This is a genomic window from Nocardia sp. NPDC006982 (assembly GCF_042869435.1).
In the GTDB taxonomy this organism is placed as follows: domain Bacteria; phylum Actinomycetota; class Actinomycetes; order Mycobacteriales; family Mycobacteriaceae; genus Nocardia.
Genome location: NZ_JBIAFV010000018.1, coordinates 128,371 through 141,659, shown reverse-complemented (window position 1 = coordinate 141,659; position 13,289 = coordinate 128,371). Strand labels below are relative to the sequence as shown.

At 64.9% G+C, this 13,289-nt stretch carries 11 protein-coding genes and 1 pseudogene; 7 read left to right on the top strand and 5 right to left on the bottom strand.

Going from position 1 to position 13,289, the window contains the following annotated elements:
- Positions 1–16: 16 nt before the first annotated feature.
- Positions 17–571: a GyrI-like domain-containing protein gene (locus ACFYOW_RS41540; protein ID WP_387296198.1), complete on the bottom strand. Its 555-nt coding sequence runs from the start codon at positions 569–571 to the stop codon at positions 17–19.
- 106 nt (positions 572–677) lie between these two features.
- On the opposite strand from ACFYOW_RS41540, the gene ACFYOW_RS41535 reads away from it, so the two are divergent.
- On the top strand, positions 678–1,580 hold the full coding sequence (locus tag ACFYOW_RS41535) for a serine hydrolase (RefSeq protein WP_387296281.1): 903 nt from the start codon (positions 678–680) through the stop codon (positions 1,578–1,580).
- On the opposite strand, the gene ACFYOW_RS41530 is transcribed toward ACFYOW_RS41535, so the two are convergent.
- Positions 1,532–2,479: a LysR substrate-binding domain-containing protein gene (locus ACFYOW_RS41530; protein WP_387296196.1), complete on the bottom strand. Its 948-nt coding sequence runs from the start codon at positions 2,477–2,479 to the stop codon at positions 1,532–1,534. The genes ACFYOW_RS41535 and ACFYOW_RS41530 overlap by 49 nt on opposite strands.
- Positions 2,480–2,522: 43 nt before the next feature.
- Positions 2,523–3,488 (bottom strand): helix-turn-helix domain-containing protein, encoded by a 966-nt coding sequence (locus ACFYOW_RS41525; RefSeq protein ID WP_387296194.1) that lies wholly within the window; start codon positions 3,486–3,488, stop codon positions 2,523–2,525.
- Positions 3,489–3,757: 269 nt separating this feature from the next.
- Here ACFYOW_RS41525 and ACFYOW_RS41520 point away from each other — a divergent pair, with 269 nt between their 5' ends.
- From ACFYOW_RS41520 to ACFYOW_RS41510, 3 genes are read left to right on the top strand one after another with little or no spacing between them, the layout of a single operon-like run.
- On the top strand, positions 3,758–4,315 hold the full coding sequence (locus ACFYOW_RS41520; RefSeq protein ID WP_387296191.1) for a cupin domain-containing protein: 558 nt from the start codon (positions 3,758–3,760) through the stop codon (positions 4,313–4,315).
- Positions 4,316–4,352: 37 nt separating this feature from the next.
- On the top strand, positions 4,353–4,877 hold the full coding sequence (locus tag ACFYOW_RS41515; protein WP_387296189.1) for a hypothetical protein: 525 nt from the start codon (positions 4,353–4,355) through the stop codon (positions 4,875–4,877).
- Positions 4,862–7,660 carry an AAA family ATPase gene (locus ACFYOW_RS41510; protein ID WP_387296186.1) on the top strand — a complete coding sequence of 933 codons (2,799 nt, stop codon included), beginning with the start codon at positions 4,862–4,864 and terminating at the stop codon, positions 7,658–7,660. Before ACFYOW_RS41515 ends, ACFYOW_RS41510 begins: the two co-directional genes overlap by 16 nt.
- 159 nt (positions 7,661–7,819) lie before the next feature.
- On the opposite strand, the pseudogene ACFYOW_RS41505 reads toward ACFYOW_RS41510, so the two are convergent.
- Positions 7,820–7,936: pseudogene (locus tag ACFYOW_RS41505) on the bottom strand (hypothetical protein); the annotation flags it as partial.
- Positions 7,937–8,130: 194 nt separating this feature from the next.
- A complete protein-coding gene (locus ACFYOW_RS41500) occupies positions 8,131–8,505 on the bottom strand; it encodes a hypothetical protein (RefSeq protein WP_387296184.1) in 375 nt (124 codons plus the stop codon).
- Between the two features lie 193 nt (positions 8,506–8,698).
- On the opposite strand from ACFYOW_RS41500, the gene ACFYOW_RS41495 reads away from it, so the two are divergent.
- The 3 genes from ACFYOW_RS41495 to ACFYOW_RS41485 all read left to right on the top strand — a co-directional run bounded on the left by ACFYOW_RS41495 (position 8,699) and on the right by ACFYOW_RS41485 (position 13,211).
- Entirely contained in the window at positions 8,699–8,962 is a 264-nt protein-coding gene (locus ACFYOW_RS41495) for a hypothetical protein (protein WP_387296182.1), read from the top strand.
- Positions 8,963–9,324: 362 nt separating this feature from the next.
- Positions 9,325–11,646 carry a hypothetical protein gene (locus tag ACFYOW_RS41490; protein ID WP_387296180.1) on the top strand — a complete coding sequence of 774 codons (2,322 nt, stop codon included), beginning with the start codon at positions 9,325–9,327 and terminating at the stop codon, positions 11,644–11,646.
- Positions 11,634–13,211: an MFS transporter gene (locus ACFYOW_RS41485; RefSeq protein ID WP_387296179.1), complete on the top strand. Its 1,578-nt coding sequence runs from the start codon at positions 11,634–11,636 to the stop codon at positions 13,209–13,211. Before ACFYOW_RS41490 ends, ACFYOW_RS41485 begins: the two co-directional genes overlap by 13 nt.
- The last annotated feature ends 78 nt before the right edge of the window (positions 13,212–13,289 follow it).

The following is a 13,289-nucleotide window of genomic DNA, read 5'->3' as shown; positions in this document are numbered from 1 at the left end:
TGCCGCACAGTAGATCTCAGGCGCGGCGCACGGGATGACGCAGGATCGTGCGGGTATTCGCGCCGGGGTTTTTGCGCGGATCCGAGAGGTAGATCTCGTGATGGCGGCCGTTCATGAGCAACCCCTCGGCGGTCATGAACGCTTCCATCCTGGCCAGCGTCTCCGGTTCGGTGGCATACGGTCCGATATGCATGACCTGGATTGCCTCCCCCTCGGTCAGCCTCTCGAACGTCGCCCCGGACACCATCTCGGCGGTGACCACCTCGGGCATGCGGATCATCAGCTTCCACTGCCACTGCTCGCGCGGCACCGACAGCGGCGGTTCATCGGAGTTCACCCACCACTGGCCCTCCAGCTTCGGCACCACGAAGTCCTGGCCGCCCGCCTTGGCGATCTTCTTGGCGCCGTACGCGGTTCGGTACAGCGTCTGCACGGCCTCGGTGTACCGCTCGCCGCCGGGTGCGCCGAAGCCGGTGACCGTCAGATAGCCGTAGGTGTCGAAGGTGCGCAGTTCGGGTTCCCGGGTGGCGTCGTAGTAGTGCCGGTCGCTCTTGGCCAGATCGAGTTTCATCGTGAGCCCTTCGGTATCGAAATCTCGGACGGTGACGAGCGTGAACCCTCCATCGGCGGGAGAGTCAAGCTGACTCGGAGCAGTCCCGTGTGGAAGTTTGGCAGTCGTGGAGGAGATCTTCCGTAAGGCCGGTGTGCGTGGTTGGGTGCACGCCCGATGTTTCGATTGCGCCGGTGAGGTGGGGCTCGGCGCCGATGAACCGGTAGTGCTGGCGTCGGTGGTGAAGGTGCCGTTGGTGCTGGAGTTCGCCCGTCAGGTGGTCGCCGGTCAGCTCGACCCGACCGATCGGGTCCGGGCGAGCGCGGCGGACCGGCTCGGTGGCGTCGGCACCGCCGGATGCCTGGACGATGTCGAATTCAGTTTGCGCGATGCGGCGTTCTTCGCACTGACCGTCAGCGACAACACCGCCGCTGACCTGCTCTTCGATCGCGTCGGCCTGGACAATGTGCGCTCGCTGGTGCGCGAATTGGGGCTCACCGAGACGCGGATCGTCGGCTCGCCCAGGTATGTCGTGCAGACCATGGCGGAGGATATCGGCGCATCCGATACCGCCGAATTCGCGCGGCGCTTCCCGACCCTGAGCGTTTCGGAAGTGCTTGCCACCCGGGCCATGGACCCGCTGCGCACGACCGCGAGCACGCCGCGCGATATGACCCGGCTGCTCACCCTGCTCGGCCAGGACCGCGCGGGCGATCCGGCCGCCTGCCGGTGGGTGCGCGAGCTCATGGGCCGGCAGCTCAACTGGCACCGGCTCGCCGCGGCCTTCCCGTCGGAGGTGTCGGTGTGGGGCAAGACCGGATCATTGCCCGCGATTCGCAATGAGATCGGGGTGGTGGCCTATCCCGGTGGAAGTCGTTATGCGGTAGCGGTATTCACCAGGGCGGATACGCTGGCCCAGCGATTGCCCGAGGTGGATCATGCGATCGGCGAGGCCGCGCGGCTGGCGATTCACCGCATCCGTCACGATCTGCCGAATACGACATTCCACGGCCGCTGCGCCACCTCCTGAGCGGGCGCGGCCCGTGACGCGCCGTCGCCCTGGATGACTGTGACGATCAACTCGGCCAGTTCGCGGACCAGCGGATGCGGCGCTGCGGCGGGCCAGGCCAGCGAGAGCCGCCAGCTCAGTGCATCGGTCAGCGGTCGCCAGACGACGCGCGGTTCCTTTTGCGCGACCATGCCCTGGTCGAAGGCGACGCCGCGGCCGGAAAGCACCATGCCGAGCACGAATTCGGGATTGCGCGCGTGCTGGAGGCGGGTGGGCCGGAAGCCGTGCTCCCAGCAGGTGCGCAGCGTCGCGTCGTAGAGTCCGGGCGCGGCGGCCCGCGGAAAGATCACCAGGCCGAGTCCGGCCAGGTCGGCGAGGGTGAGCGCGGAGCGCGTGGCCAGCGGCGAGTCGCGCGGCAGCACCACGCCGAGCGGTGTTTCCACCTCGGGGCCGAGCTCGAGTCCGACCACATCGACGGGATGTTGCAGCAGTCCGGCATCGAGTTGGCGGTCGGCGAGCAGTCGGATCTGCTCGGCGGTGGTCAGTTCCTGTAGATCGACGCGGACGTCACGGCTTTCGAATGCGGTGAGGATCGCCGCGAGCACCCGTCCGGCCAGTTCGGGTGGGACACCGACGCGCAGCGCATCGATCTCACCCCGATGCGCCTTGCCCACCAGCCGTTGCGCGCGCTCCCACCGGGCCAGCAGATCGCGGGCTTCGACGAGCAGGATCTGACCCGCCTCGGTGAGTTCGACGCGGCGGCTGTCCCGGTCGAAGAGCCGGGCGCCGAGATCCTGTTCGAGTTTGCGAATGCGCTGGCTCAGCGGCGGCTGCGCTATGCCGAGGCGTTCGGCCGCCCGCCCGAAATGCAGTTCTTCGGCGACGGCGACGAAGTACCGCAGCTGGCGCAGGGAGTCCACGCAGCGACGATAGCGTGATCGTGCCAGCCGGTCGCTGCTGAAATCATCCCTCGGATGCGGCCCGCCGGTCCTCGCGGAGCTGGCCGGGTGTGACGTCGAAGCGCCGGCGGAAGGCCTTGCTGAAGCTGCTCATCGAACCGAAGCCGAGGTCCGATGCGATATCGGTAATACTTCGATGCTGGTAGGCGGGGCTGCGCAGGCGGTCGCGCGCCAGTCGCAGGCGTTCTTCCCGGATGACATCGCTGGGCGTGGTGCCGGCATTGCTGAACGCCAGTTGAATTTGCCGCAGTGACCAGCCGAGCGCAACGGCGACGCGCGTGCCGGTGAGGTCCGGATCTTCGGCATGGTCGTGGATATACCGGCGAGCGGTCGCTTCGACATGGGCGAGATGGGTGGGCGAACTCGCCGGTTCGCCGAGGATCTGCATGCAGAGCAGATCCACCAGCCGTTCGGAGACGCTGTCGAATTGGAGGTCGGTGAGTGCGGCGGATTCGCTGTGCAGGCCGCGGAGAATCCCGTCGGTCACCCGCCCGAGCCCGGTCGTGAGATCCAGTGGGTGATCGGGTGGAACGACGCGGTTGAGGCGATGTTTGATCTCCTTGCGCGCAATGGTGATGATCATCCCGCGCGTGCCGTCGGACATGGACATCGCGTAGGGGCGGTCGACGGAAACCAGGGCCATTGTTCCCGGGGCAAGGATCCCGTACCCGTCGGCGGTGCGGAAGGACAGTCGCCCGGCGAACGGAACGATCAGCCGGTAGTCGTCATCGGGGTCGGCGCGGATATGGCTCGGGTTGCGAAGGTAGGTGACAGCATCCGATTTCCACCCGACGAGCTGGTAGGCGTCGGTGCGCCGCAGCTGCGTGTGCCCTTGGAAGTCGGTGCTGCTCGGGAATCTGTAGCCGAGCCGACAGTGGTATGTGCTGATCAGATCGGCCCAGTACTCGGCTCGCTCATGTGGATCCACCACACTTGTCGTGGTGGAGTCGGCGATAGCCGCTTGATTCATGAATATCGCCTCCGATTCGACGATCATCGGTGGCCCGGGCGTCGGCCCCAACTCTGGACGAAGCCTAGTGCAGAACCGCGCGGATCACCGCTGGAGCAAGCATTGCCGGGTTTCGAGGTCTGCGCATTCGGACAATGCTCATGCGCTTCGGGACATGCGGGTTTGCGCGGGCCGCGGATACGGTCCGGATAGCTGAGGCCCGGATCGGCCGGTGCGGCCATCGGTGCCGACCCGATTCGGCTGGTTGCGGACGATATTCAGGAGTTCAAATGCGCAGAATCATGATCGGCGACAACGGAACCGGACAGGGACGGGTGCTGGCGGATGAAACCATCGACCCGCTGACATTGGCGCTGCTGCCCGGCACCGAGATCCATCGGATGTGGGAGCTCGACGAACTTCCCGAGCTGCCGGTCGACAAGCTGCCTGCGCAGACCGACACGAGCTATTTTCCCGGTCCGGGCGGGCTGCGTTTCGGATTCATCTCGGTACCCCCGGGGCTGACCTATGAGCCCGATGCCGACCTGTCCGAGGAGGCGATGACGGCCGTCGTCGCGGAAGCGGAGGCGAAACTGCCGGGAATGATGGCGGCCTTCGACCCCGCGGCGCCCGGCATGCACAGCACCGTGAGCATCGACTTCATCGTCGTGCTCAGCGGCGAGGGCCGCCTGCGTCTCGGCGACGGCGTCGATGTATCGCTGCGAGTCGGCGATTGCGTGATCCAGCACGGCACCCCACACGCATGGTTCAACGACGGTGTGGTGCCGTTCGTATTCTGTTACACCCTCTGCGGTGTCGTCGGCCAGAAGGTGCCGACCCAGCCATGACCGGCCTTCAGCAGCGTCCGCGGGGGAGGTCTCTTGGATGAGGGGCGTCGGAAGTCGTTGGCGCAGTTACGAATACGCACTGGTGGCGGCCGGTCCCTGCGCCGTGGCCGTGGACCCCGCGACGGTGGGGGTGATGCAGAGGTTCGTCGATTGCCTGGTAGTGCGAGTCGTCGTCGAACCGGGCGATTGGCCCTTGACCGCCGAGGCCGTCCGCGCGATCCGGTACCTGTGCCTCGTCAGCGAGGCGGCCCATATCGTTATCGCCGGAACCCCGCAATGCGCAACCTCGGGTAGCCGGTTCACGCCGGAGGCCGGTCCACTGGATGTCCTCACCCACGTCGCCGACACACTCGATGTGCTTTCCGACCTTGCCGCGCAACTGGGGCAATACGGGGAACGCGTCCACCTGATGCCGTTCGGATGGAACGTCGCCTGCCACGCCGAAAAATCGGCACGACAATGGGATTTGCCATCCATTGCCGTATCTCCCTCCGGGCATGTCGACGTGGTGCCGGATTCAGTCGGGATCGGTGATCGGGCTCCGGCATGCCCAGTTCGTTGACGCGGCCTTCCCCGGAATACGGCACGTCGGCGGTCATCGGTCGTGATGGCGAGATCGAGATGCTGGCGGCGCTCGCGGCACGGGCCGCTGCGGGGCGGGGTGCCGTCGTGCTGGTGCAGGGCGAACCAGGTATCGGCAAGACGTCTCTGTTGGACGCGGCCAGGGTGCGGTGCGCGGCGGCGGGCCTGCATATTCGACTCGGGGCCGCCACCGAACTTCGGCAGACCGTCCCGTTCGCCGCGCTGCGCTCCTGGCTCGACCCCGGCACACCAGGCGCAGATCCGATCCGTGCCTTGCTCGACCGCGACATTCGGGCGCGCGCCGCCGAGGCAGGGCACGAGATCGTCATCGCCGAGACGATCCTCGATCACATCGAGACCTGGTGCGCTACCGGCCCGCTCGCGCTGATCATGGACGACGTCCATTGGGCCGACGCGTCGAGCGTGTCGGTGTTGCAGCGGCTGCGCGCCCGCGTCGATGAGCTACCGCTACTGCTGCTGCTCGGTGCCCGCCCACAGCCTCAGGACTCCGCGTTCACCGCGCTATCGGCCGAACTCCGCGCATGCCGCGCTCCGCTGATACGACTCAGCGGGCTATCCGCCGGGGCAGCGGCGGAATTGGTGTCGCATATCGTCGGTGCCTCCCCCGGCCCGGGGTTGCTGCGGACGGTGGCGGGTGCGAGCGGAAATCCGCGCTACATCACCGAATTGGTGGCCGCCTTGCTGCGTGAGCGGGCGATCACGCTGACCGCCGCCGCCGACATCGCCGAGGCAGTCGCCGGGCAGCGCCCGTCCACCACACTCGCGCAGGCGATTTCGCGGCGGTTGGACTTTCTGCCGCGCCGGACCCTGGACGTACTGGCGACTGCCGCCGCGCTCGGCCCGGTCGTCGACGTCACGGAACTGGCAGCGATTCTGGACCGCCCCCTCCTGGAGGTATGGAGCGTCGTCAGTGACGTGATGGCGACTGGAGTGCTCGCACTTGTCGACTCCGAAGTGGTGTTCCGGCATGACCTGATCCGGCAGGTGCTGTCGGATCAGCTACCTGCCACGGTGCGCGCTGGTCTGCTGCGCACGGCTGGTCGGGTACTGCAGACGACCAACGCGCCGATCGAGCGGATCGCACATTATCTGGCGGTCGCCGACTACGAACTGGATGACACCAGCGTCGACTGGCTGGTAGCGGTAGCCGACAAGTTGGCTTTCCGAGCGCCCGAGCTGGCGGTGCGACTGCTGCGGCGCGCGACGACGGAGTCCGATAACCCACCGCTGATCCGCCGGTATATCGAGGCGCTGCTGCGGAGCGGTCGAACTGCCGAGGCGGAGGCCGAAGTGCGCGTTGCGCTGTCGACGCGGTCGGAGTACGGCGAAGATATCGAAATGCGCTGGCTGCTCGCCCATGTCTGCCGAGCCCGGGGCCGAATCGCCGATGCCGTCGATATCGCCGAAACGGCGCTGAGCACAATGGATCTCGATGTCGAGGCGGTGGGCCGCTTTCACGGCATGTGCGCGGTGGACAATGTATTCCTCGAGCGGTTCGATGCGGCCGAGCAAGCGGGTCGAATCGCGATCGCGATGGGGGAATCCAGTGGGGATCCCCGCGCTATCGGATACGGCCTCAGCGCCGTGGGCGCGGTCCGGTACATCCGAGGCGATCTCATCGAGGCACTGGAGTCGAGCACCCGGATACCCATCGCCTCGACCGTCGGTACCAGACCGGACCAGTTCGATCCGTACGCGCTGCGGGCACTTTGTCTGATCGAGCTCGATCGCCTGGCCGATGCCGAAGACGTGCTGAATCAGGCGATAGCGCACAACCGCCGTGTCCCTGGCATGTCCCAGTCCGCGAACCTGGTCGCCAAGGCACGGCTCTACCTGCTGAACGGTCGCTGGGATGACGCGGTGGCCGAATGCAGCATCGGCGCGGCGCCGGACGTGCTCGGGTACGCGACGGTTGCGGGTAGCCTCGCGGCGCTCATCGGTATTCACCGCGGCACGTTCCTGCCGGACGTGGACCGTATTCCCATCGCGGACGACTTCGCGGGTACCACCGGCTACGCGCACTTGCACCTGTGGGCGAAGGCGTTGACGCACGAGGCACACAGCCATCCGGACCTCGCCTTGAAGCTGCTCGTCGACACCCATGAGCGACTCGCCGACCATTCGGCCGCGGCGACGCTGTACTACATCTTCCCGGATATCGCCCGACTGGCCGCGGACCTCGGCGATAAGGATGCGGCGCGGTCGGTAGTGGTCGGCGCCGACGAACTCGTGGCGCGACAGCCGACCGCCTCCAGGATCGGGACAGCACTGCTGTGTCGAGGTCTGGCCGAGCGCGATTCCGAGAGCGTGCTGGCGGCGGCCCGGGCCTTCCGGCGGTCCGGGCGGCTGCTCTACCAAGCGCACGCTCACGAGAACGCCGCTGTGCTGCTCGCCGCCGCAGGACGCGATGTCGATGCCCGCCGTTCGCTGGACACCGCGATCGGGATCTACAGCCGCCTCGGCGCATCGTGGGACACCGCCCGTACGGTCGCACGCGTGCGACCGTACGACATTCGGCGAGGTGTCCGCGGTCGACGCAACCGGCCCAAATCCGGCTGGGCGGCGCTGACCGATACCGAGCGCAAGGTAGCCGCGCTCGTCGCCGAAGGCTGCACCAATCCCGATATCGCGGCGCAAATGTTCTTGTCGCGCCGCACAGTTCAGTCCCATGTATCGAACATCCTGGCCAAGCTCGGGCTGCGATCGCGGCGCGAGGTTGCCGCGAGCATGCCGCATACGTGACCGGCCGCGCGTCGAGATCCTGTTCGAGTCGATATCTGCCTGTGCATGTCGACGCCACAGCAATAGTTGTTTAGCGCAAGCAATTAATCTCGTGCTGGGAGTCGGCATGGCAGTCGCACTCGATACCGCGCAGGGCCTGATCAAGGAGCTGTATCTGGTGATCTCAACGGTTCCGACCGCCACACCGAGCTCGTCAAGTCGCCGCGCCGCCCCGAGAGCCGCCCACACACCCGCGAACCCGGACCCGAGAACCACGACCCGCGAAGGATCCGTCACTGCAGCACGCTGCACCTCGTCATTCTATTTTTGTCTCGTGAGAGTGGTGTCAGCGGTCGGCTGTCGAGCCCACATTGCGCATCAACATCGTGCTAAGAGAACGTCCCGCCAGTACCGCTGCGTTCGGCTTGTATCTGCCTGTCCTGGCAAGTTCGGGAGTGCGCCGATCATGCCTCTGTGCGAATCTGCGGTTGCTACACGGCGTAGGTGTCGCGGAACGCTTCACGCACCCTGGCTGCGTCCGCGACATCTCGGTGTTCGATACCGGAAACCACCTCGGACACGCGCCAGTAGTGGGAGGGCACCAGGTTGCCCGAGGTCACCACGGCCAGCGCAACGTCAGCTGCCTCATCGGGCGTGTCGGCGACCAGCGCGAGGCCCAGGTCCAGTTTCGCCATCGCGATGCGGCGCGGGCGGGCGAATGCGGCCCCCGCCAGATCGGCGAGAACGTGCCGCGCGTAGGACTCCGCCGCTGGACCACCGAGCCATGCCAGCGTGGTGGCAACGTAGGCATCCGATTTCGCTGGGTCGTAGCGGAAATGGTGTTCGGGTCGATCAGGGACGCGCATCCCGGACACCATCCTGGCGACCTTGCGCAGCGCCCCGTACGTGGCGTTACTGTCCCCGAGTCGCGCCGGCGCACGGCTCTCCTGGGCGGTGGCCTGGATGAACGCCGAACCGCCCTCAGGGGGCGTGCGACATCGAATGCGCCTGCCCGCGTGAGACTTTCGCCCGCTGGTCGCTCATCGGCGAGGTGCACCGATGATCGCGCTCGGGTGCTCCATCGTGTTCGGTCTGCCGCTGATCGTGTTCATCGCCGACCGCAAGACATGGGTGATGTTGCAGCGCAAGGTATTCCACGATCCGCCCATGGGTCGGAATCGAGTGTGGCAGACCGACTTCAGCGAGTTCGAAACGATCGGTGGTGGGGTCTGGGATCTGCGCGGTGATCGACTACGCCACCAAGTACTGCATGGCCGCCAGCGGGCCTGGATCGAGGTCTTCTCATCGGCGGAAAACGCGTAATCGCCTGCGACTAACTGTTTTTCGTTCCAGATGCCGACGTGCAGGTCCAGCATCCAACAACGATGTCAGCGCATAGGCGGCTCGAATGTCAAGAGGGGTTGCATCGTCGGTCAGGCAACGACGTGGCAGCTGGCAGCGGTCGTTCTCGGGGAGGATTCCGCAGGTGCTGCGCCGGGACGTCGGGACAACGAGGTTGCCGGTCAGGCGCTAATGGATCCATTCAGGCTGTCACAGCCATCTGACCCACTCTCGAAAGTGACCGAAACATTGCACCAACAAGTAACGGCACGTTTAATAGTGGAGCAACGGTGACGTAACTCACACGCAATCTGGCCTTCCGGGCTGGGTCGAGGGGAAGCCACATGCGACAGTATCTGCCGAGGCTTGATCCGGACTTCCATCTTCGCTGGTCCAAGGCATGGGATCCGATGTGCTGGTCGCCGTGGGCCGTACTCGGACGATGTCGGGTCTGGGCCGCCGCCACCCGCCCCCGGCGCATCGCCGTCCGCCTCCTCATCACCTTGCTGGTTCTGCTGGTGATCTGGCCCCTCTCGGGTGGTGCCGCCGCCGGGCGCGCGGACACGGTCGGCGGCGGCGGGAGCCTATCCGCGATCGACGGACTGGCCTGGACGGATATCCGCGACTCGTCCGGACTTCCGTTGTCGGACTACCTGTTTGCGACCGACAGCAGCATTCTCAACCCGCGGGAGACGGCGTTTGCGATGGTGTTGGGCCTGCTCTTCACGGTGTACATGGTCATCGTGATCAGTGCGATTTGGCTGACCGGCTTCGTGGTGAGTTTTCACTGGCTCGATTGGCTCAGCAAACCGTTGAACGCGGTCGCCGACGGCCTGAGGGACCAGATCGCGACCCCGATCATGCTGACCGTGGCGGCGTCTATCGGCGCATTCGTCGTGGCTTGGTTCGTCGTCCGCGGATACCACGCCAAGGCTGCACTACAGGTCGTGTTCATGCTGGTGGTAGCCGTGGTCGGCGTCGGCTATCTGGCGCATCCGCTGGCCGCTGTGTTGTCGTCGAACGGCCTTCTGGCCCAGGGGCGCGACGTCGGGATCTCGGTCGCGGCGGGGCTCAACGGCGAATCCAACGCGGACCCGGGAGCAATTGTCGCCGACCTGAGCAGCACCGTGGCCGACAATTTCGCTCGACATCCGCTGCAGGTATGGAATTTCGGTCATGTCATCGACGATTCGCCGAGATGCCGTACAGCCTGGTCGTCCGGAACTCTAGCGGGCAGTGAATCGCAGGTCGCACGGGGCATGCGCGACTGCGGTGACGCCCACGCCTACGCCAAGATCAGGAATCCGAGTCCTGGGCAGATCGGCACCGGGCTGATACTTCTTATTTTCGGCACCGTCCTCCTGCTGTTCATGTCCTATCTTTCGATCAAAATCTTCCTCGCCGCACTGTCGGCGGTCTTCCGCGCGATCTTCCTCATTCTCTGTTTCGCCGTGGGTGGTTTCATACCGGGCCTTCCTCAGACGATTCTGGTGCGCAACGCGGTCGGCATTGCAGCCGATACCGGGTCGCTGGTGGGCTACATCGTGTACTTAGGCGGTTACTCCCTTGTGCTGGACGATGTCTTCGAATCGGCACCGGGCAGCGGTACCGCCACGATCTTCGTCGGCGGGGTCGTGCTGATCGCAGGCTTCGTACTGGTGCGACGTTTCGATCTCAACCTGCTCGGTGCCCAGAGCCGGACAACCGAGAAGATTCGTGCGGTGCTCGAGGGCGGGCCACCGACCGGCGGGCCGGCTACCGACATCGGCACGGCGGGCCTGCGCTACTCGCTGTCACCGGGCCGTGCCATGGGAACGGCAATGCGTGGTATCGCCGAATTCAACGCGAACCCCGTAGCGTCCTTTATGTTCCGTCGCCCGTCACCGTTGACGTATTACTCCGGGCGCATGCAGGAAATGAATTACCTGAATTACGAATTGCTCCGAGGAAATGTACCGCCGCGGGCCGCCGGGAGTTGGATGGCGCGGCTCACCTTGGGAAAGAATGCGCACGATGCGGCCGCCAGGGCTGCCGCGGACGACTTCGGCGGCACCAACGCGCGAGCCGCTTCGGCAGCCATGACTACAATCCTCAGTCTCGGTGCCGACCGCGCCGACGCCATCGGTGCTCTTGCTGTCGCCCGCTTTCCCAACGAAATTCGCAGATGGGCGGCCGAGGCGCATGCCCGTACCATGCAGTCCGCCGATGACAACCCGGTGGAATACGGCCCGCTGAAACGAGTTGCGGCCGCCTTGGACCTGGCCGAAAACTCCCGGCAATACGGCGGCGCCGAGCGAAGCGCCCACAATGCCCAATTCGCGGAATCCGCGGCACTGTTCCACCGCCTCAGCCCCCGGCCCATGCGCAATCGCAGTGATGCGGATTGGGAAACCGATCCATTGGTCCGGGATACGGTGCGACGGAACTATGCGACGTTCGATGATTTTCAGCGTGTCGTAACACCGGAAAGGTTTGCACAAGCCGATGAAGACACCCGCAGGTACATTGCGTACCGGCTTTCCCGGGATCTGGCCGAAACGGGAGAACGATATTACCGAACTCCGGACGATCAAAATCTCCGCCAGGAAGCGATACGGCAGAAGAATAGGGCCGTATATGTCGATCTGCAACTAGCTGGAACCAATATAGGGCCGTGGACGAATTAATTTCCATCGACAGGTTGGGTGATCGTCAAGTGACAACATCGCAAAAAGAAGTAATCCGGAGCCTCGTTCCCGCCCGAATGGACCGGCTGCCGTGGACGAAGTTCCATTGGCTCATCGTCGTCGGTCTCGGTGTGTCCTGGGTTTTGGACGGTATAGAGATCCAGATTGTCAGCAGCATGGGCGGGCCCCTGCAGCATGCCAGCACCCTACATCTGACAAGCGGGCAGGTCGGCGCGATGGCGTCGTGGTATCTGGCGGGCCAAGTCGTCGGCGCGCTCGTGTTCGGCCGGCTTACCGACCGGCTCGGCCGAAAGCGACTGTTCATCCTCACACTGGCGATCTACCTGGTCGGCAGTGGTCTCGCCGGGTTCGCTTGGAGTGCCTGGTCGCTGTATCTGTTCCGCTTCATCGCAGGCACCGGAATCGGCGGTGAATACACCGCGATCAACTCGGCCATCGACGAAATCATGCCTTCCAGGTATCGAGGCCGCGTGGACATCGCGATCAACGGGACCTATTGGGGCGGCGCGGCAATAGGCGCGGCGGCCAGCCTGGTCCTGTTCAACGAGCGATTCATTCCGACCGAATGGGGATGGCGGCTCGGCTTCTTCATCGGACCCGTCCTCGGATTCATCATCATATTCGTGCGCCGCCACATTCCCGAAAGCCCGCGCTGGCTGCTCACCCACGGCCGGGCAGCCGAAGCCGAACGCACCGTCGATGAGATCGAAGCGCAGGTCCGCGGCCAAGGCGTCGAACTGCCTCCGGTCGACGACAGCAAAGCCCTCGACATCGTCGACACCGACCGGCTCTCCTATATTCAGATGGCTCGGATCTTCTTTGGCCGCTACCCTTCCCGGTCTTTTCTCGGCTTCACGATGATGGCAACGCAAGCATTCCTCTACAATGCAATCTTCTTCACCGTCGGTTTGGTGCTGATCAATTTCTACGACGTCCCAGCCGATCACACGGGATACTATTTCTTCCCGTTCGCCATCGGTAACTTGATCGGCCCATTGGTACTTGGCCCCCTCTTCGACAACATCGGTCGCCGGAAGATGATATGCGCGACCTACCTGGGCTCCGGTTTCCTGCTTTTCGTTTCCGCGTGGGCATTCAATGCGGGCATTCTCGACGCCACCACCCAGACTCTCTTCTGGTGCGTCATCTTCTTCTTCGCCTCGGCGGGGGCGTCCTCTGCTTATCTCACGGTCAGCGAGATCTTCCCGCTGGAATTGCGCGGTCAAGCCATCTCGTTCTTCTTCGCCATCGCGCAGGGCGCTGGCGGGGTCGTAGCGCCGTTCCTTTTCGGGCATCTGGTAGGTGGCACCGACAACCCGAGTCCCGACCGGTTCCCGCTCACGGTGGGGTACATCATCGGCGCCGGGTTCATGATCTTCGGTGGTCTGGTCGCCTGGTTCTTCGGCGTGAACGCCGAAGGCCAGTCCCTGGAGGACATCGCGGATCCGCTGTCCGTGGCGAAACCAACGGAACAACCTCCTTCCATGATCAGTGAGCCGTCAATTGATGGCACATCATCTATCGATCCAATGAAGAGGAACTAGCGCGATGGTGCAGCCAACTCCTTGGCGACCGAGTCGAGACCGGCAGCAGCAGGCAGGCTCGACGAGAAGCTCTCCGGG